The organism is Mixta mediterraneensis, assembly GCF_014946725.1.
Classification (GTDB): domain Bacteria; phylum Pseudomonadota; class Gammaproteobacteria; order Enterobacterales; family Enterobacteriaceae; genus Pantoea; species Pantoea mediterraneensis.
Map to the genome: position 1 here is coordinate 104,962 of NZ_JACFXY010000001.1, position 20,553 is coordinate 125,514.

The 20,553-nt window shown below is 50.6% G+C and carries 16 protein-coding genes; 9 read left to right on the forward strand and 7 right to left on the reverse strand.

Annotation, left to right across the window (positions count from 1 at the left end; all coding sequences use genetic code 11):
• Nucleotides 1-24 precede the first annotated feature (24 nt).
• The 3 genes from pyrD to H2P46_RS00615 all read right to left on the reverse strand — a co-directional run bounded on the left by pyrD (nt 25) and on the right by H2P46_RS00615 (nt 3,535).
• Nucleotides 25-1,035, reverse strand: coding sequence for a quinone-dependent dihydroorotate dehydrogenase (gene pyrD, locus H2P46_RS00605; protein WP_193403284.1), 1,011 nt, complete (start codon nt 1,033-1,035; stop codon nt 25-27).
• 134 nt (nt 1,036-1,169) lie between these two features.
• Nucleotides 1,170-2,471 (reverse strand): flippase, encoded by a 1,302-nt coding sequence (locus tag H2P46_RS00610; RefSeq protein WP_193403285.1) that lies wholly within the window; start codon nt 2,469-2,471, stop codon nt 1,170-1,172.
• An 83-nt stretch (nt 2,472-2,554) separates the two neighbouring features.
• Complete coding sequence (locus H2P46_RS00615) at nt 2,555-3,535, reverse strand: glycosyltransferase family 2 protein (RefSeq protein ID WP_193403286.1); 981 nt, start codon at nt 3,533-3,535, stop codon at nt 2,555-2,557.
• A gap of 769 nt (nt 3,536-4,304) precedes the next feature.
• On the opposite strand from H2P46_RS00615, the gene ssuE reads away from it, so the two are divergent.
• Genes ssuE through ssuB form a run of 5 tightly spaced genes read left to right on the forward strand, consistent with a single transcriptional unit; the run spans nt 4,305 to nt 8,566 of the window.
• Nucleotides 4,305-4,856 carry an NADPH-dependent FMN reductase gene (gene ssuE, locus H2P46_RS00620; RefSeq protein ID WP_193403287.1) on the forward strand — a complete coding sequence of 184 codons (552 nt, stop codon included), beginning with the start codon at nt 4,305-4,307 and terminating at the stop codon, nt 4,854-4,856.
• 10 nt (nt 4,857-4,866) lie between these two features.
• Nucleotides 4,867-5,820, forward strand: a complete 954-nt coding sequence (locus H2P46_RS00625) for a sulfonate ABC transporter substrate-binding protein (protein ID WP_193403288.1) — start codon at nt 4,867-4,869, stop codon at nt 5,818-5,820.
• Between the two features lie 10 nt (nt 5,821-5,830).
• Nucleotides 5,831-6,979 carry an FMNH2-dependent alkanesulfonate monooxygenase gene (gene ssuD / locus H2P46_RS00630; protein ID WP_193403289.1) on the forward strand — a complete coding sequence of 383 codons (1,149 nt, stop codon included), beginning with the start codon at nt 5,831-5,833 and terminating at the stop codon, nt 6,977-6,979.
• 10 nt (nt 6,980-6,989) lie between these two features.
• Nucleotides 6,990-7,781, forward strand: a complete 792-nt coding sequence (ssuC, locus tag H2P46_RS00635) for an aliphatic sulfonate ABC transporter permease SsuC (protein ID WP_193403290.1) — start codon at nt 6,990-6,992, stop codon at nt 7,779-7,781.
• On the forward strand, nt 7,778-8,566 hold the full coding sequence (gene ssuB / locus H2P46_RS00640; RefSeq protein WP_193403291.1) for an aliphatic sulfonates ABC transporter ATP-binding protein: 789 nt from the start codon (nt 7,778-7,780) through the stop codon (nt 8,564-8,566). The genes ssuC and ssuB overlap by 4 nt, the downstream gene beginning before the upstream one ends.
• A 148-nt stretch (nt 8,567-8,714) precedes the next feature.
• On the opposite strand, the gene pepN is transcribed toward ssuB, so the two are convergent.
• Nucleotides 8,715-11,330 (reverse strand): aminopeptidase N, encoded by a 2,616-nt coding sequence (gene pepN / locus H2P46_RS00645; protein WP_193403292.1) that lies wholly within the window; start codon nt 11,328-11,330, stop codon nt 8,715-8,717.
• Between the two features lie 257 nt (nt 11,331-11,587).
• Here pepN and pncB point away from each other — a divergent pair, with 257 nt between their 5' ends.
• The 4 genes from pncB to H2P46_RS00665 all read left to right on the forward strand — a co-directional run bounded on the left by pncB (nt 11,588) and on the right by H2P46_RS00665 (nt 17,176).
• Nucleotides 11,588-12,793 carry a nicotinate phosphoribosyltransferase gene (gene pncB, locus H2P46_RS00650; protein ID WP_193403915.1) on the forward strand — a complete coding sequence of 402 codons (1,206 nt, stop codon included), beginning with the start codon at nt 11,588-11,590 and terminating at the stop codon, nt 12,791-12,793.
• A gap of 159 nt (nt 12,794-12,952) precedes the next feature.
• Nucleotides 12,953-14,353, forward strand: coding sequence for an asparagine--tRNA ligase (asnS, locus tag H2P46_RS00655; protein WP_193403293.1), 1,401 nt, complete (start codon nt 12,953-12,955; stop codon nt 14,351-14,353).
• A 300-nt stretch (nt 14,354-14,653) separates the two neighbouring features.
• Nucleotides 14,654-15,760, forward strand: coding sequence for a porin OmpF (gene ompF / locus H2P46_RS00660; RefSeq protein ID WP_275092408.1), 1,107 nt, complete (start codon nt 14,654-14,656; stop codon nt 15,758-15,760).
• A gap of 225 nt (nt 15,761-15,985) precedes the next feature.
• Complete coding sequence (locus tag H2P46_RS00665; RefSeq protein ID WP_193403294.1) at nt 15,986-17,176, forward strand: amino acid aminotransferase; 1,191 nt, start codon at nt 15,986-15,988, stop codon at nt 17,174-17,176.
• Between the two features lie 44 nt (nt 17,177-17,220).
• Here H2P46_RS00665 and H2P46_RS00670 read toward each other — a convergent pair whose 3' ends face one another.
• The 3 genes from H2P46_RS00670 to ldtD form a co-directional block, all read right to left on the reverse strand.
• Nucleotides 17,221-17,850 (reverse strand): MBL fold metallo-hydrolase, encoded by a 630-nt coding sequence (locus H2P46_RS00670; protein ID WP_193403295.1) that lies wholly within the window; start codon nt 17,848-17,850, stop codon nt 17,221-17,223.
• 35 nt (nt 17,851-17,885) lie between these two features.
• Complete coding sequence (gene mepK / locus H2P46_RS00675; RefSeq protein ID WP_193403296.1) at nt 17,886-18,437, reverse strand: peptidoglycan L,D-endopeptidase MepK; 552 nt, start codon at nt 18,435-18,437, stop codon at nt 17,886-17,888.
• 187 nt (nt 18,438-18,624) lie between these two features.
• The gene (ldtD, locus tag H2P46_RS00680) at nt 18,625-20,424 is read right to left on the reverse strand and encodes a L,D-transpeptidase (protein ID WP_193403297.1); all 1,800 of its coding nucleotides are present in this window, start codon (nt 20,422-20,424) and stop codon (nt 18,625-18,627) included.
• Nucleotides 20,425-20,553 lie beyond the last annotated feature (129 nt).

Below are 20,553 nucleotides of genomic sequence, written 5' to 3' on the forward strand. Positions count from 1 at the left end.
CGGCGCCATATTGTGAGAATTATCTTACGGGTGGGTGACGATCGCTTTAATTAACTCTGGTCCTTTATATATGAAGCCGGAATAAATTTGAACTAACGTCGCGCCCGCCGCCATTTTTTCACGTGCGGCAGTGAGTGAATCAATCCCACCCACGCCAATAATCGGTAAGCGGCCCTGCAATTCTTGCGACAGACGCTGGATTATCGCGGTGCTGCGCGACTGAACCGGGCGTCCGCTCAGTCCACCCACTTCGTGACAATGTTTAAGGCCATTCACCAGGGAGCGATCAAGCGTGGTATTTGTCGCAATCACGCCATCAATGTGATGGCGAATTAAGCTATCGGCAACCTGCACCAATTCTTCTTCAGAAAGGTCCGGCGCGATCTTTACGGCGATCGGAACATGTTTAAGATGACGCTGCTCCAGCTCTTTTTGTTTTGCTTTAATCGAAGCGAGAAGATCGTCCAGCGCTTCGCCGTATTGTAACGTGCGTAAACCTGGCGTATTAGGCGAAGAAATATTAATGGCGATATATCCGGCGTGGGCATACACCTTTTCCATGCAGATCAGATAATCGTCTTTGCCCTGCTCAACCGGGGTATCTTTATTTTTGCCAATATTAATACCGAGAATACCCGCAAACCGTGCCTTTTTAACGTTCTCTACCAGATGATCGACGCCGAGATTATTGAATCCCATGCGGTTAATAATTCCTTCCGCTTCGATTAACCGAAACATGCGCGGCTTATCATTACCCGCCTGGGCACGTGGCGTCACCGTTCCCACTTCCACAAAGCCAAAACCCATGGCAGCAAATGCATCAATACACTCAGCGTTTTTATCGAGTCCCGCAGCAAGGCCAAGCGGATTTTTAAAAGATAACCCCATGCAGCTTACCGGGCGCGACGGCAGATTTTGACGGATCAGCCCTTCCAGCGGCGTTCCACTGATAAAACGCAATTGCTGAAAGGTGAGTTCGTGCGCGCGCTCGGGATCGAGTTTAAACAGCGCCGGTCGGACGATAGGATAAAGCATGCACTCTCCTGCAGGGCGGAAACGATCGTGAAAGTCAGTGCACAAGAAAATGTGCGCCAGAATGGTAAAGTGCTCTGGCGCAAAAGTAAATCGAACGACGAGGATGCAGAAAGGCGTTTAACGCTGCGTTGATCTTACACAGCACTGTCATTCACAGAGGCGACCTGGGCGCGAGCGGGAGACAGATAATCGCGCAGAATACCATGACGAGCCATAAGAGTAAAAATGCCAATGCAGACAAAGGCTTCGGCCATAACCATCGACCATACCGCACCCAGCGCGCCATATTGCCAGGCAAGCACACAACAAACCGGAACGTTTACCACGCCGGCGGCCATCATCACTAACATGCGCTGACGGGCTAAACCATGCGGGATCAGAATTTGCAGTCCGGCCGGATAGGAAATATTGCCAAACAGGAAACACAGCACAAATACCCGCAACACATTTGCCGAAGGGATAAAATCTTTACCCAGCAGTAATGCCACCACGTCATCGGCAAAAAGCCAGGTAAAAATGACAATCGACAGGCTCAGTGAAAATGACAACAGCAGGCTTTTTCGCGTGGCGGCAATCGCGGCAGTTTTATCGCGGCCAAAAAGATGGCTTACACGCGGAAAAAAAGCGCTGCCAATCTGTTCTGGCACCGAGTTAGCCGCTTTACGCAGGCGATCGGCGCCATTGTAAATGCCCACCATATAATGGGAGGTAAAACTGGCGAGGATCACCACATTCACGCTGTTAAACAGATTCGCCCCGGCGATGGCAATAAATACGTCCATGCTGTCGGTAATGCGCTGTTTTATCTCCTGCGGTTCAAAGCGATAGCGGCCAATCACCTTCATCTCCAGCACAAACTTCAGCGTGATCAGTGCGCTAATCATCGAAACAGCGCCCGGTATCAAAGCGGCAAGCCAGGTATCCTGCGGCGTTTTTACTAACAGAAAGGTCAAGGGTATGGCGCAGAAATTACCAAAGGTGGCAATGACCGCCGTCTTACCGAGCTTTTCATATCCCTGCATAAGCCAGCCGAACGAGAACAGCGAACCAATCAGCGTGGTACAGTTTGCCAGAATAATAAAAAATAACGGATGCCAGGCCGGATTGAGTCCTGTCGCAGACAGTAAAATACCGCTGGTTAATACCAGCAACATCAGTTTGGCGTTGAAGGTTGACCAAAATAGCTGGCTTACACGTTCTTTATCATCCCGGTGATGAGCAATATCTTTGGTGGTGAAAACATTAAATCCCCAATCCGAGATGGTGCTGCAATAGAGGACACAGGCGATAGCCAGCGCCAGTACCCCCATCTGTTCAACGCCCAGAATACGAGCCAGATAAGGTAACGTTGCCAGCGGGAACAAAAAAGAGGCTCCCCGGTACGCCAGCAGGGATAAAATATTAACCATCAAACTTTTATCAAGAACTTTTGCCATGTCGCAACAACCTTATACATATTGCATAAAACACCTTCTCACGCCTTCAAGACATTAACAATATTTCCACATGATTTTCAGAATCAGGCGGCACGCTTCAGCTCTTTTCTCACTTTATACGTTTGCAACGCAATAAACACTTCAGGGCGATTAAACAACAACCACTCTTTAAAGCTGCTGGTTTTAATTTTTTTCCCCATAAAACGGATAGCATTACGCACATATTCTGGCACGGGCGTCTGATTATAAAGTGAAAGATAAATCATCAACCGAAACGAATGGGTCAGATACTCTTTTTCTAAAGTCGCACGCCATTTTGACTTAGACAAGGAACTGTTTAATGTGTTGTAAGAGTGAATAAAGGCATCATAACGCTGGAAGAAAAACTCTTCGCCTTTGGTACTGTTCGTTAAAGAACCGCTACGGATTCGCTGTTTATAATAGACCTGACGACTCACCCATGCCTGTTTGCATTTCAAAAAAACGGAAAGCGTAAAATTATGATCTTCATGTACGCGGCGAACAAACCGTAAATGATGCCGTTCAATCACCTCTTTCTTCACAACATAATTCCATACCGCTGATGTGTAAGTGCCATTTCGCAACAGACGCGCAAACACTTCTTGTGGGCGCTGCGTACCAAATTGCTCATGCTGGACTTTTGGTGAGGTCACGTGACTATTCCCATCTTCATAAACGCAGGAATTGAAGCAAAACAGGTCAGTTTCAGGGTATGTTTCATTGACTGTTTTAAGCTCACTAAGCAGCCCATCCACAACCACATCATCGGGATCGCAAAAGAAAATATAACGTCCCTGAGCCAGTGCTACACCTGTATCACGTGCATTACCTAACCCGCCGTTTTCAATCGTAATCACTTTAATGTGTGAAAGGTGGGCATAATTCTGTTCAATTAAAGCCAGGGTTCCGTCAGTTGAACCATCATTAACAATGATAATTTCATTGGGCGCTTTAATTTGATGTAACAATGAATCTACGCACTCTACAATGTATTTTTCTACGTTATATGTCGGAATAATGACCGATAAAAGGATGTCAGACATATGCGATTCTCTGCTGTTAGAAAATGAACAATACTGTTCGCCCGCCAGATACAGGCGCGGAAACAGAAGACGATAATCTTTTTAATAAACGAAGAAGTAGCTGTGCTTTCGTTGAGCCAGTGAATCTTAATCCTTAATACGCGGAATTATCTAGATGGGAAATTGATGAATCGCGACTGGGTTATTTTTCATCCTTTAGTGATATGCATGAATAACCAAAACCAACCGCAGTTTGGTTGAAAATTAATTTAAGTTATTCACTTTTATGCGTCGTGAGTATTAATCAGAAATGCTAACCGGGCTTAGCCTGACAGCAACAGTTTCTCTTAAACTGCAATTTTTCTTCAGAGCGAATTTTGCAATTAATCCTAAATAAAATTGTTCTGTCTGGTTAACCGCTTTTGATTTCTATGGTTTTTTATCCTGATCAACGCAGGGAAAATTCGCTTATGACTTCACGTCATAAACTGAACATATCAAAAAGTTAATCAATCTGAGGAAAGATAAATTAGCAAGTGAGACAGAAAGAAAAAAGCAAATCGCTTCATTACTTTTAATGAGTAGCGTCACATATTTACTGTTTTTTAAGACTTGTCTCAAATTCACCCTCTACAGCCGGTTTTCGCTAACAGGCAACGGCTGCGCTATATGCAGAATTTGCACCTGGATTGCCAGATAAATCATTTAAGCCCCGCCGCCTGTTCTGCCAGGATGAGCCATCAGTTCTCAACAATAGATAATCAATAACTTTTAGTTATAAGGAGTGACGATGCACGTTATTACGCTGGCAGGTAGCCCTCGATTTCCTTCACGTTCCACTTCTCTGCTAACGCTTTGCCAGCACAAGCTGGAAGCACGCGGCGTAGAGGTGATCCCGTGGAATATTCATAATTTCCAGCCGGACGATCTGATTAATGCGCATTTCGATGCCCCGGCGTTGCTGGCGCTGCGCGAAGATTTAAATGATGCAGACGGGCTGATTGTGGCCACGCCGGTATATAAAGCCTCTTTTTCCGGTGCCCTGAAAACGCTACTGGATTTACTGCCTGAGCGCGCACTTGAACACAAAGTGGTGCTGCCCTTAGCCACTTGCGGCAGTAGCGGCCATATGTTAGCGCTGGATTACGCGCTCAAGCCGGTGCTGAATGCACTCAAAGCACAGGAAATTCTGCATGGCGTCTACGCCGAAGACTATCAGGTTACTCATTACGATCGTAAACCTGAGCTGCAAGCTTCGCTGTCTCAACGTCTTGATGAAGCGGTTGAGTCATTCTGGCTGGCGCTGACGCGCCATCACTATCCCGTCGCCCAGGCTGTATAAGGAAGCGTTGATGAAAAGGACATTAGGCCTATGGCTCGCCGCTACGCTGTTATTACTGGGTTCGCAGGCGCAAGCCGCAGAGGCAGAACCCACACAATTCCGCGTGGGTTATCAAAAGGGCTCGGTCAGCATGGTGCTGGCTAAGACTCATCAGATGCTGGAACAACGTTTTCCCCACACCAAAATTCAGTGGATTGAGTTTCCGGCCGGGCCGCAAATGCTGGAAGCATTGAACGTTAACAGTATCGATTTTGGCAGTACTGGCGATATTCCTCCGCTTTTCGCTCAGGCTGCGGGAGCCGATCTGTTGTATGTCGGTTCGGAACCGCCCAAGCCTAAAGCCGAAGTTATCCTGGTAGCAAAGAACAGTCCCCTTAAAAGCGTTGCCGATTTAAAAGGCAAAAAGGTCGCGTTTCAAAAAGGATCCAGCTCGCACAACCTGCTGTTGCGTGCGCTTAAGCAAGCCGGGCTAAATTTTACCGATATTCAGCCCGTTTATCTGACGCCCGCCGATGCGCGCGCTGCTTTTCAGCAGGGTGACGTTGATGCCTGGGTAATCTGGGATCCCTACTATTCTGCTGCGTTGCTACAAGGCAATGTTCGCGTTTTAGCGGATGGCAGCAAGCTCAACCAAACCGGCTCCTTCTATTTAGCCACGCGCAAATTTACCGAGGCGCACGGCGATTTCATCCAGAACGTGTTGAAAATATTCAGCGACGCCGATGCGTTAACGGTGAGTCAACGTCAGCAAAGTATCGAGCTGTTAGCAAAAGCGATGGGCTTGCCCGAGCCAGTGATTGCCAGTTATCTCGATCATCGCCCGCCGTCCACGATAACAACGGTCAGTGCCAAAACCGCCGCTGCCCAACAGCAAACCGCCGATCTGTTTTATGCCAGTCATCTGATGCCAGTAAAAGTGTCGATCAACGATCGCCTCTGGCATCCGCACACCGTCACGCAATAAGGAGCGAAAAATGAGCGTATCCGTATTCTGGTTTCTGCCAACCCATGGCGATGGTCACTATCTTGGCACGGCGGAGGGTGCACGCCCGGTCGATCACGCCTATTTACAGCAGATTGCACAGGCAGCCGATCGTCTCGGCTTCGGCGGCGTGCTAATTCCTACTGGACGTTCCTGTGAAGATGCGTGGCTGGTCGCGGCCTCACTGATTCCCGTCACGCAGCGTTTACGTTTTCTGGTGGCGCTGCGTCCCGGCGTGGTTTCGCCAACGCAGGCCGCACGGCAGGCGGCAACGCTGGATCGCCTCTCAAATGGGCGGGCGCTGTTTAATCTGGTGACGGGCGGTGACCCGGAAGAACTGGCAGGCGATGGTGTGTTTCTCGACCATCGTGAACGCTACGTTGAATCAGCCGAGTTTACCCGCGTCTGGCGGCGGGTGCTGGAAGGCGAAACGGTCAATTACGAAGGCAAACACGTCAATGTGCGCGGTGCGCGCCTGATGTTTAAACCGGTACAGCAACCGCGTCCACCGCTGTGGTTTGGCGGGTCTTCAGAACCGGCTCAGGAGCTGGCCGCAGAGCAGGTTGATGTCTATCTGACCTGGGGCGAACCGCCGGCACAGGTTAAAGAGAAGATTGAGCAAGTGCGCGCCAAAGCCGCCGCGCAAGGACGTAAAATGCGATTTGGTATCCGTTTGCACGTGATTGTACGCGAAACCAACGAAGAAGCCTGGCAGGCCGCAGACAAGTTAATTGCCAGCGTTGATGACGCCACCATTGCCAAAGCGCAGGCCGCGTTTAAACGCGCGGATTCAGTCGGACAACGCCGTATGGCTGCGCTGCATGGCGGACGTCGCGATAAGCTGGAAATCAGCCCAAATTTATGGGCAGGTGTGGGCCTGGTTCGCAGCGGTGCAGGCACTGCGCTGGTTGGCGATGGTCCGACGGTAGCGGCACGCATTAAAGAGTATGCCGATCTGGGCATTGAAACCTTCATTCTTTCCGGCTATCCACACCTGGAAGAAGCTTATCGCGTCGGCGAGTTGCTGTTCCCGCACCTTGATTTAAACGTCGCCCTGGTTCCACAACCTCGCGTGGTGCAAGAGCGCGGCGAAGCGGTCGCCAATGATTTTACCCCTGAGAAAAAAGTGGCGCAGCGCTAAGGAAAATATCATGGCTAAAGTCCATAAACGCATTTCTAATCAACTGGTGCCGTGGCTGCTGCCAGCGCTGCTGGTGGGAGTATGGCAAATCGCTTCTCAAACCGGTTTGTTATCCACGCTCATTTTGCCGTCACCGGAAAATATCGTCATCACCTTTTATAACCTCGCCGCCAGCGGCGAGCTGTGGCAGCACCTTGCTATCAGCGGCTGGCGTGCGGCGATTGGTTTTAGTATTGGCGGTTCAATTGGCTTATTGCTCGGTTTGATTACCGGCACGTCGCGCATTGGCGAACGCCTGCTGGATACCTCGGTACAGATGCTGCGCAACGTGCCGCATCTGGCGCTGATCCCGCTGGTGATTTTATGGTTCGGCATTGATGAGGCCGCAAAAATATTTCTGGTGGCGCTTGGCACGCTGTTCCCAATTTATCTCAATACCTATCACGGCATTCGCAACATCGATCGCGGCTTAGTTGAGATGGCGCGCAGTTATGGTTTGTCAGGCTGGAGCCTGTTTATTCAGGTTATTTTACCCGGCGCATTACCTAACATTATGGTTGGCGTACGCTTCGCTCTTGGCCTGATGTGGCTGACGCTGATCGTCGCCGAAACTATCTCAGCTAACTCCGGCATTGGTTATCTGGCGATGAATGCGCGTGAATTTTTACAAACAGACGTGGTGGTGGTCGCCATCATTCTCTATGCCCTGCTCGGTAAGCTGGCCGATGTCACCGCCTTGCTGCTCGAGCGCGTTTGGCTGCGCTGGCATCCGGCTTATCAATTAAAGGAGGAGAACGCATGAGTACTACCCTTTCCCCGGCGCGTCTCAATACCGGTACGCCGGTTGGCGTTAATGCGGTCAGCAAGCAATACGGCAACCGCACTATCCTGAATAATATTGATTTGCATATTCCATCGGGCCAGTTCGTGGCGGTGGTCGGGCGCAGCGGTTGCGGTAAAAGCACATTATTGCGCTTACTTGCCGGGCTGGAGCAAACCACCAGCGGGCAACTGCTGGCGGGGGATGCGCCGTTACAATCAGCACGTGATGATACGCGTCTGATGTTTCAGGATGCGCGCTTGCTGCCCTGGAAAAAAGTGATTGATAATGTCGGCCTGGGCCTGCGTGGTCGCGAGTGGCGCAGCGCCGCGCTGGAAGCCCTTGACGCCGTTGGCCTGTCTGAACGCGCTAACGACTGGCCTGCGGCACTGTCGGGCGGTCAGAAACAGCGCGTGGCGCTGGCTCGTGCGCTGATCCATCGCCCAGGCTTACTGCTGCTGGATGAGCCGCTGGGAGCGCTGGATGCCTTAACGCGGATTGAAATGCAGGGTTTGATCGAATCGCTGTGGCAGCAGCATCATTTTACCGTGCTGTTAGTGACGCACGACGTCAGCGAAGCCGTCGCCATGGCCGATCGCGTTTTGCTGATCGAGGAAGGTCAGATTGGTCTGGATTTACTGGTTGATCTACCGCGTCCCCGCCGTCGGGGTTCGGCAAGGCTGGCGGAGCTGGAAGCGGAAGTCCTGGATCGCGTGATGCGACGCGGCGAAAGCGATCAGCCAGTGCGTTATGCCCAGCAGCGCTAAAAAACGGAGAGGATTAACAAGCCCTCTCCAGACTACCCTGATCGTTTGTGCAGGATGCGGAACGCTTTACCCTTCGGCCTGACGCTCTCACGCTTCAGGTTTATCAGCTGACGAAAATAGCGGGTTTATTCAACCCGCTATTTTATTATCAGGCATTCAACGCCTTGGTAATCTTCTCGTACAGATCGCCGGACAGCTTATCTAATCCTTTCAGCTGCTCCAGCGCCTTGCGCATCAGCGCCTGGCGCCCGGCATCGTAACGTTTCAGGCGAATCAATGGCTCAATCATGCGCGCCGCGACCTGCGGATTACGGGTATTGAGATCGGTCAGCATTTCTACCAGGAACTGATAGCCGCTGCCATCTTTAGCATGGAAAGCGGACGGATTACCTGAAGCAAAGGCCCCAATCAGCGCGCGGATGCGGTTTGGATTGCCCATGGTAAAGGCGCGATGGTGTAGCAGCTCGCGCACTTTTGTTAGCGCATCGGCCGCCGGGCTGGTGGCTTGCAGCATGAACCATTTGTCCATAACTAAACCATCCTGATGCCAGCGCTCGTCATAAGCCGCCAGCAGTGCTTCGCGGCACGCTAGCTGCGCTGCTACTGAGGCTGATAGCGCGGCTAGCGCATCGGTCATGTTGGTGGCCTGCTGATATTGTGCTTGCACCAGTTTATTCGCCAGTTCTGCATCGCCAAACGCCAGATAGCTCAGGCAGACATTTTTCAGGGCGCGCTGTCCAATCGCAGCGTGCTCGATCCGATATTCAGTCTGCTGGCTGGCGTTATAGACCGCAAAGAACTCATTGGCTAACTCCTTCGCCAGCAAACGTTGCAGCGCTTCACGCACCACCGCTATCGCCTGCGAATCGATCACCTCAAACAATTCGGCAATTTCATTTTCACCCGGCAACGTTAAAATCAGCGCCGTCAGTGCGGGATCGCTGTTTTTATCAAGCAGCACGGCACGAAACGCATCCGCAACATGCAGCGGTAGCGAAAGCGGCTGGCCTTGTTGGTGACGCGCAACATTCAGGCGCAGGTAGGTCGCCAGCAAACTTTGCGCCGCGTCCCAGCGAGAAAAATCGTTACGCGCATGGCGCATCAGGAAAGTAAGTTGCGCATCGCTCCACTTGTAGTCAAGCTTCACTGGCGCTGAGAATTCACGCAGTAGCGACGGCACTGGCTGGAAGTAAACCTTGTCGAAAATAAAGGTCTGAAACTCTTCAGTGATATTTAACACAGGGTGAACCGGATGGCCATTGTGTTGCAGCGGAATGACGTTGCCTTCACCATCATATAATTCAATATCCAGCGGAATATGCAGCGGCAGCTTCTCTTTCTGATCTGCGGTTGCGGGCGTATGCTGAGTGACATGCAGCGTGTATTGCTCCAGCTCCGGGTTGTAATCGTCGCGGATGGTTAACACGGGTGTGCCCGACTGGCTGTACCAGCGGCGGAACTGCGACAAATCCACATTCGAGGCATCTTCCATTGTCTGTACAAAATCATCGCAGGTCGCCGCGCTGCCGTCGTGGCGATCAAAATAAAGCTGCATACCTTTCTGGAAATTTTCCTCGCCCAGCAACGTGTGCATCATACGGATCACTTCTGAACCCTTTTCATACACCGTTAAGGTGTAGAAATTATTCATTTCGATCACCTGTTCGGGGCGAATCGGGTGTGCCATCGGGCTGGCGTCTTCAGCAAACTGCGCGCCACGCATGATGCGAACATTATCGATACGGTTGACCGCACGCGAGCCGAGGTCAGAGCTGAACTCCTGATCGCGGAACACGGTTAACCCTTCTTTCAGACTCAACTGGAACCAGTCGCGGCAGGTCACGCGATTGCCGGTCCAGTTATGGAAATATTCGTGACCGATAACCGCTTCGATGCCAAGATAATCTTTATCGGTGGCGGTTTCAGCTTTTGCCAGCACATACCTGGAGTTAAAGACATTGAGCCCTTTGTTCTCCATTGCGCCCATGTTGAAGAAGTCCACCGCGACAATCATAAAAATATCGAGGTCATATTCGAGACCGAAGCGCTCCTCATCCCATTTCATGCTGTTTTTCAGCGAGGTCATCGCCCAGTCAGCCCGATCGAGATTACCACGATCAACAAAGATCTCCAGCGCCACATCGCGTCCTGATCGTGTGGTGAAGCTGTCACGCAACACGTCGAAATCCCCTGCCACTAACGCAAACAGGTAGCAAGGTTTGGGGAAGGGATCTTGCCACTTCACCCAGTGACGCCCTTGCGCATCAAGTCCGCTGTCAACACGGTTACCGTTTGAAAGCAGGAACGGATAGCGTTCGCTATCGGCAATAATCGTGGTGGTGAAGCGCGCCAGCACATCTGGACGATCGAGATACCAGGTAATATGACGGAAACCTTCCGCTTCACATTGGGTACAGAGCGCTTCGCCCGATTTATACAATCCCTCAAGTGCTGTATTTTGATCGGGATGAATGTCGTTAACGATCTTCAGCGTAAAACTGTCAGGCAACTGGTTAAGTACCAGCTTACCTTCCTCTGCATGATAGGCCGACCACGGCTGCCCATTCACTTCCAGCGCAATTAAGGTTAACGCTTCGCCATCCAGACGCAATTCAGCCTGGCTGTCACCTAAGCGTTTGACCTGGCTGAGCGCTGTCACACGTGTGGTAGCAGCATCCAGTTCAAACGTCAGATCAATATCGGTAATGGTATAATCCGGCGCACGATAATCGTGGCGATATTTAATTTGTGGCTGTTGCGTCATATTCCGTCTCGCATTGGTATAAGTTTACCGCCAAAGTCTAAGCTGGTTACTACCAGCTTGCCACGCACAATACATGTAATAGCAAGACATGTAATGGCAAGAATCGCTACAATTCCTTAACAATGGCACATTTTAACCTCGACCCATAGCCTTGAAATATGCTGTGATCGGCCTCAGTTACTGATTTATACTTCTGTGTCGTTATGACTTTTATCACACCGGACTCTGCGCCACCGAACAGGATGCTGAAACGCGCCATGACAGGACATGCTTCCCCGATATTGACTTCGCTGCTGGATACGGATGCCTACAAGCTCCATATGCAGCAAGCTGTTTTCCACCGCTACCATGACGTAACGGTGGTGGCGGAGTTTCGCTGCCGCGGTGACGAGCTGCTGGGTTTTTACGCTGATGAGATTCGCGAAGCGATTAACGCTATGCAGAGGTTGTCACTCAATGATGAGGAGTATGCCTGGCTGGCAGCGCTCCCCTTCTTCCAGAGCGATTATCTCAACTGGCTGCGAGATTTCCGCTACAACCCTGAACAGGTTAAGGTACGCAATCATCACGGCAAGCTGGACATTCGTATTCAGGGACCGTGGCGGGAAGTCATTATGTGGGAAGTACCGCTGCTGGCATTAATCAGCGAAGTGGTGCATCGCCACCGCACCCCGCAAATCGGAACGCAGCAGGCACTGGATCATCTGCACACGAAGCTTGATGCGTTTAAGCATGACGTTGCCGATCTTGATATGTCGCGTTTCCGACTGATGGATTTTGGCACTCGCCGTCGCTACTCACAGGTTGTACAGCAGTCGATTGTTAGCACGCTTAAGCAGGATTTCCCCTGGCTGGTTGGCACCAGCAATTATGATCTGGCGCGCCGTTTAGACCTGACACCGGTTGGCACCCAGGCACATGAATGGTTTCAGGCGTTTCAGCAAATTAGCCCGGTACTCGCCAACAGTCAGCGTGCCGCCCTGCAAGCCTGGCTGGATGAATATGACGATCAGCTTGGTATTGCATTAACCGATTGCATTGCCATGGATGCCTTCCTGCGTGATTTCGGCCTGGCCTTTTCCCAGCGTTATCAAGGGTTGCGCCACGATTCAGGCGATCCGGTTGAATGGGGTGAAAAAGCCCTTGCCCACTATCAAAAGTTAGGCATCGATCCACAAAGTAAAACCCTGGTATTCTCCGATAACCTTAACCTGGATAAAGCCCTGGCGCTGTATCGCCACTTTGGTCAACGCGCTAACGTTATCTTTGGCATCGGCACCCGATTAACCTGCGATATTCCCGGCGTCACGCCGCTTAATATTGTGATTAAACTGGTGGAATGTAACGGCAAGCCGGTTGCGAAACTTTCTGATAGTCCGGGCAAAACCATTTGCCAGGATAAAGCCTTCGTCAAAGCGTTACGAAAAGCCTTCGATTTACCCCTGGTAAAAAAGGCCAGTTAAGCATCCTCCTACCGGGGCGCTAACCCGCCCCGCTTCTGCTGTAATAAATCTGCTTTTCTCCCGCAATTTTGCTTGTTTCCTGTTTAGCCGCAAGTAACATAGCAAAACCCCGGATGGGGCAACTTTTTTTACTCACTTCTTCTATATAGAGAGATATTTATGAGCGTAGTGCCTGTAGCGGATGTACTGCACGGTCGCGTCGCGGTTGACAGTGAAGTCACCGTACGTGGTTGGGTGCGTACCCGAAGAGATTCAAAAGCCGGTCTTTCCTTTATCGCCGTTTATGACGGTTCCTGCTTTAATCCCGTTCAGGCTGTCGTCAATAATTCTCTGAATAATTATCAGGATGAAGTGCTGCGTCTGACCACCGGTTGTTCTGTCATTGTCACCGGCACCGTCGTGGCTTCGCCAGGACAGGGCCAGGCATTCGAAATTCAGGCTACCGGACTTGAAGTCGTGGGCTGGGTTGAAGATCCAGACAGCTACCCGATGGCGGCTAAACGTCACAGCATTGAATATCTGCGTGAAGTCGCACACCTGCGTCCACGCACTAACCTGATTGGCGCAGTTGCGCGCGTTCGCCACACCCTGGCACAAGCGCTGCACCGCTTCTTCCATGAAAATGGTTATTTTTGGGTGTCGACACCACTGATTACGGCGTCTGATACTGAAGGCGCAGGCGAAATGTTCCGTGTTTCAACGCTGGATATGGAAAACCTGCCGCGTAACGATCAGGGCAACGTTGACTTTAGTGAAGATTTCTTTGGGAAAGAAGCCTTCCTGACAGTATCGGGCCAACTGAACGGCGAAACCTATGCCAGCGCACTGTCAAAAATTTATACCTTCGGGCCGACTTTCCGTGCTGAAAACTCCAATACCAGCCGCCATCTGGCTGAATTCTGGATGCTGGAGCCGGAAATCGCCTTTGCATCGCTTGATGACGCAGCAGCCCTGGCGGAATCCATGCTCAAATACGTGTTTAAAGCGGTTTTAGATGAGCGTGCTAATGATATGGCGTTTTTTGCCGAGCGAGTGGATAAAGATGCAGTCGATCGTTTGCAGCGCTTTATTACCACCGATTTCGCCCAGGTGGATTATACGGACGCGGTTGACATTTTGATAAATTGTGGCCAGACGTTCGAGAACGCCGTTTCATGGGGCGTTGATCTCTCTTCTGAGCATGAACGGTATCTGGCGGAAAAACACTTTAAAGCGCCGGTCGTGGTGAAAAACTATCCGAAAGATATCAAGGCCTTTTATATGCGCCTTAATGATGACGGTAAAACTGTTGCCGCAATGGACGTTCTGGCGCCAGGCATTGGTGAGATTATTGGGGGTTCACAGCGTGAAGAACGTCTGTCTGTCCTGGATGCACGCCTGGAAGAAATGGGGCTGAATAAAGAAGATTACTGGTGGTATCGTGACCTGCGTCGCTACGGCACCGTTCCTCATTCTGGTTTCGGTTTAGGTTTCGAACGTTTAATAGCCTATGTCACGGGCGTACAAAATGTAAGAGATGTTATCCCCTTCCCACGCACCCCCCGTAACGCGAGTTTCTAAAATCTGATATTAATTATAAGAAATTCATATATATAACGAGGTCGGCATCGCCGGCCTTTTTTTATTTTTGTAAATTATGAGTTCTCTCACAAAGTTCCCTTAATTTTACATTTTGTAATATAATTTTTCTCACTGAAACAAGATTACGAGTTTAGTAGCATTTTCGAGGTGGAATTGCCGTCAGGGTGATGGAAAGATGCGTGCAGATACATGAGACGCCCATCTTCTTTCAGGGTTCCCGTAAAGGTTTCTTGACATGAGTGGAAGGTGTCCGAATAACTCCAATGAGGGTAATAAATAATGATGAAGCGCAACATTCTTGCAGTGGTTATCCCTGCTCTGTTAGCTGCAGGCGCAGCAAACGCAGCAGAAACCTATAATAAAGACGGCAATAAACTGGACCTGTACGGTAAAGCTGTTGGCCTGCATTACTTTTCTGATGATGACGGCCGCGATGGCGATCAGACTTATGTTCGCTTCGGTTTTAAGGGTGAAACTCAGATTAACGACCAGCTGACCGGTTTTGGTCAGTGGGAATACAACGTTCAGGCTAACAACTCTGAAGGTTCTGATGCACAAGACGGTAATAAAACCCGTCTGGGCTTTGCCGGTCTGAAGTTCGGTAACGCTGGTTCGATCGACTACGGCCGTAATTACGGTGTGGTTTATGATGCAATCGGCTGGACCGATATGCTGCCAGAGTTCGGTGGCGATTCCGGCTACTCCGATAACTTCATGAACGGCCGCAGCACCGGTCTGTTAACCTACCGCAACACTAACTTCTTTGGTCTGGTTGACGGTTGGGACTTCGCTGTTCAGTATCAAGGTAAAAACGACCGTACCGACATCCGTCGTGCAAACGGCGATGGCTGGGGCCTGTCAACCTCTTACACCTCACCAATCGGTGTGGCTGTTGTAGGTGCATATAGCAGCAGTGACCGTACTGATGCTCAGGCGGCAGGTACCGTTGCAGCTGATGGTACTGTAGTTGGCGCGGGCAAACGTGCTGAAAACTGGGCTACTGCGCTTAAGTATGATGCCAATAACATCTACCTGGCAGCGATGTACGGTGAAACCCGTAACTCTACGCCAATTTCAATCACCACTGGTCCTGGCACAACTAACACTGCTTTTGCTAACAAAGCTCAAAACATTGAACTTGTTGCGCAATATCAGTTCGATTTCGGTCTGCGTCCGTCTCTGGCCTATGTTCAGTCTAAAGGCAAAGACATCGATGGCGTGGGCGATGCTGACCTGGTCAAATACTTCTCTATTGGCGCAACCTACTACTTCAACAAAAACATGTCTACCTATGCTGAATACGATATTAACCGGTTGGACGACAACAACCCGTTGGGTCTGAACACCGACGACATCGTAGCTGTAGGTCTGGTTTACCAGTTCTAAGTCAGACAGTCTGAAGATGTAGAAGAAACGGAGCCAAGGCTCCGTTTCTTTATCGGCAAATCCTCGCTCCCTCGCCTGTTAACTTTTTGTACTATTAGTTTTTTTACTATTCCCGCTTCCTGATCGCTAAATGATGAATTTGTCTCGCAAACGGTTGGCTTTTGCCTGCCTCAGCGCTAACCTGATAGCTCATTTTGCTAAAGTTCACGCTACTGGACCTGACTCATGTTTGAATCGATCTCTGCTGCACCCGCCGACCCTATTCTTGGACTGGCCGATCTGTTCCGCGCTGATGACCGCCCTGAAAAAATTAACCTGGGTATTGGCGTCTATAAAGATGAAACCGGTAAAACGCCCGTACTGACCAGCGTTAAAAAAGCCGAACAGTATCTGCTGGAGAATGAAACCACAAAAAACTATCTCAGCATTGATGGTCTGGCAGATTTCGCTCGTTGCACGCAGGAGTTATTGTTTGGCAAAGAGAATGCTTTGATTGCCGCAGGTCGCACGCGTACGGCTCAGACCCCAGGCGGCACCGGTGCGCTGCGGGTAGCCGCAGATTTTCTCTCGACTCAAACCCCGGTAAAGCGAGTCTGGATAAGCAATCCAAGCTGGCCAAACCATAAAAACGTGTTTAATGCTGCCGGTCTGGAAGTGTGTGAATACCAGTATTACGACGCTGAAAACCATACGCTAGATTTTGACGGTATGCTGGCCTCGCTTAAGGATGCTAAAGCGGGTGATGTGGTGCTGTTCCATGGTTGCTGCCACAACCCCACCGGTATCGATCCTACGGCTGAACAATGGCAACAACTGGCACAAATTTCTCAGGCTAATGGTTGGCTGCCGCTATTCGATTTCGCCTATCAGGGGTTCGCTCGCGGTCTGGAGGAGGATGCTGAAGGATTACGCATTTTCGCTGCAACGCATCAGGAACTCATTGTTGCCAGCTCTTACTCGAAAAACTTTGGCTTATACAACGAGCGCGTTGGGGCGATTACGTTAGTGGCTGCCGATACCGCTGTAGCAGACGCGACATTTAGCCAGGTGAAATACACCATCCGCGCCAACTATTCGAACCCGCCAGCGCACGGCGCTGCCGTCGTAGCGACTGTTTTGGGCAACGACGCTTTACGTACTATATGGGAGCAGGAGCTTTCCGATATGCGCCAGCGTATTCAACGCATGCGCCATCTTTTCGTGAATACCCTGGCAGAGAAAGGCGCGCAGCGTGATTTTAGCTTTATTATCAGGCAAAACGGTATGTTCTCCTTCAGCGGGCTGACGAAGGATCAGGTGATTCGCCTACGTGAGTCGTACGGCGTTTATGCGGTAAATTCTGGCCGGGTGAACGTGGCGGGCATGACGCCAGATAATATGTCAGCGCTGTGCGAAGCCATTGTCGCTGTGCTTTAAGCAAGCCAGATTCAGCATAAGAAATGGGCCAAATGGCCCATTTCTTATTGCAGAAAAGGATTACTGATACGTTCTCGCCCTAAAGTAGAGGTCGGCCCATGTCCGGGAATAAACTCCACATCATCGCCTAACGGCAGTAGCTTCGTTTTAATCGCCTCGATCAAGTGATGATGGTTTCCTTGCGGGAAGTCAGTACGACCTACGCCACCATTAAAGATCACATCCCCCGATATAAGTAATCTTCCGACACGATCAAAAAAGACGATGTGTCCTGGCGTATGGCCTGGACAGTGCCTTATTTCCAGCGTCACTAAACCCACTTGTACGCTGTCACCCTCTTCCAGCCAGCGATCGGGGGTAAAAGGGTCACATTCATCCAACCCAAACATACGGCTCTGAGTGGGTAATGCTTCAAACAAAAACGCATCCAGTTTTTGCGGACCGATAACCGGAACCTGATAAAATGCGGCTAACTCAGCGGCCGCACCGACATGATCGAGATGACCATGCGTTAGCAAAATTTGTGCCGGTTTAAGCTTCAGCTGCTCAAGCGTCTGCCTGATGTTTGCTGCATCACCGCCAGGATCGACCAGAGCCGCTTCACGCGTGGTTTCACACCAGATGACAGAGCAATTCTGTGCAAATGCGGTAACAGGAATAATGTGGTAATTCATAATGCTCCATGACCGACTCGCGCAGCGCTGCCGGTTTATGACCAGTGCCTTACCGGCCCGGTATCAATGTGCACAAAGTTGCTGCGTGGGTAATATCCTACACCACCCGCGCGCATTGTTAATGCAGCTTTGCGAACATTGTTCAACGCGATGCCTTCAATATGAAAATCCATCGCCTGCCCCTTCGTGTGATAGCTGTGCTTCGCGACACCCGGCCCCCTTTCGCGCAACATGTTATTTGTCGCCAGCGAACGATAACCGGAAATTAACTGCACCGGTTTATGTGTGTCCAGCAAGGTTTGCAGACGGTAAATTTGATCAAATAAATGGGGGTCAATATTTTTCACCTGGTTAACACGGAAGTCGCGGAAGAAGTGATTCAAACGCGACAACTCATCCTTGTCATAACTTTTCCCATTAAAAAACTCAGTTTTAAGGGTTTCGCCAGTATGCAGATTATTAAGCGTCAATACACGTGGACGAGAAGTTGAAAGTGAGGCCCTTGCTGAAGCTGGCAATAAGGCCAGGCCAGCGGCTGCGCTTCCGCAAAGGAGAAGTTTGCGACGAAAAGAATCGATATTAGACATGTAGCGTGTTACCTGAAAGTGGAGCCATAGAAATGTGCAAAAAGCGCACAAGGCCGAACCTTAACTATCTCTCAGGTGATCGTCAACCCATGGTGAGGGAGTTTATATGGCGATCCCCGTTGGGATCGCCTTTTTGAAGCAGAATTTGCTTTTTTATACGCATTGAAGAGTGACGAATAATCAATCACTAGAGCATGAGTTGTCCTGCTCGTGGCAATAGCTGGCTGCCCGATCGTGCAGTATCATCATAATTGTAAATATCTGTTCGGTACTGCGGTTTACCATCCTCCGCAACCCATGCAGTTAAGTAATAAAGGTTAACCGGAATATGATGACGAATAGACACATAGCGCGTATCTCCCTCTTTTAAGGTGCTTGAGATGCGGCTGTCGTTCCAGCCCACATTCTGCAACAGGATCTCCGCCAGTTCAGAGGCTTTGTTGACGCGAACACATCCCGAACTCAGCGCCCTAATATCGCGTTGGAACAGCGTATGATTTGGCGTGTCGTGCAGATAAATCGCATCGGAACTCGGCATATTAAATTTATAACGACCGAGCGAGTTCGTTGTGCCTGGCGCCTGGCGCAGGCGATACGGGAAGGAGGAAGCCGATACCATTCTCCAGTCAATCATGCTGGGGTCGATAACCTGCGCGTCCGCGCTCCAGCCTGAAAGCAAAATATATCCATGCTTATAGAGATAACTGGGGTCCTGTTTAACCTTCGGAATAATGTCCTGTCGTACCAGCGACGTCGGCACATTCCAGGGCGGATTAAGTACCACGTTATTCAACGCGCTCCGCATCAGCGGTGTTTTACGATCGGGGCGCCCCACAATGACCCGTGAGGAAAGAACCTTATTGCCATTGTTGTAATAAATCAGCGAGTAGTTGGCTATGTTCACCATAATGCCGTTGTGCATGTCATCTGGCAGTAGCCGTAACCGCTGAATATTCAGTGCCAGTAACGCGGCGCGCATCTGTGGTGAAACATTCAGCCATTCACGCGTACGCGGGCCAATAGCGCCATCATCGGCCAGCCCTTGCCATTGCTGAAAGCGTTTAACCGCCGCCACCAGCGTATTGTCATAGATATTGGCTACGCTGACTTCCGTACTGGAGTTCTGAACATTGCCCGGAGACTGCGGTGACTGAGCAGGAAGATCGCTAACGCTGGTAGCAGAAGGACTCACCGCTACCGGTTGTTCGCTTTGGCTTACCGGCACGGCGGCGGTGGGCACCGCGTCATCCGTGGGGGCTGGTGTTGAGGTCTGCGCACGCAACATACCGCTGCGCTGTAAAATCTCGCGTAAAGCGGGCACATCGTCACTCACCTGACCTGGGCGCAACGTTTCGCGATTTCTCAACTGCGGCCACGGACGCTTATCTGCCAGTAAATTTTTTAACGCTGCATGCATCAGCGTATATTGAGGATGCTGCGGAGCCAGCGAAGCAATAAAGCTTGCGTTAGCGCCCGCATTTACTGCGTTTTGCCACTGATTCACCACCGCCACAGAAGGTTGCGCCAGCTTATACGGCACATTACTGTACAGCCAGGTTTCGCCCTGCGTCGGTACGTTCGAGACAAATTGCAGATAACCGAGCATGGCGTCCGACAGCACCACATCACGGGCAAAGCCTTTGATGTCTGGATTGGTTAAGCGATCAACCCAGCGGGTAAATTGTGGTTGCACACCGGAAAGTGCAACTTCGGCCAGTTGCTGCTGAAATTTCTCTACTGCGTTGCGATCCTGCCAAATCGGCTGCATCTGGCGTGATGCATAGAGAGTCGCCAGCGAAGCCTGATAGAAAGGTTGATCGGCACCGGAGAAAGCTTGTCTGATGCGCTGTTGACTCTCGCTAACAGCCATCGTGCCGTGGGGTGAACCCGGAAGTGCAGCGTGCGACGCGCTAAATGGAATAACCGTTAGCGCCAGCGCTAATAGTGAAATAATGCGATGATGTTTGATCTTATTTGCCAGCAACATCCCTGCCCCCTTGATTAATCTACTGCGCAGCGTTCCCTGAAACTACTGCGGTTGGGCGTTACTTATCGTTTTGAGTATATGAATAAAAAACGGCATTTGCCTCAATCGACAAACGCCGTTACCAGATTA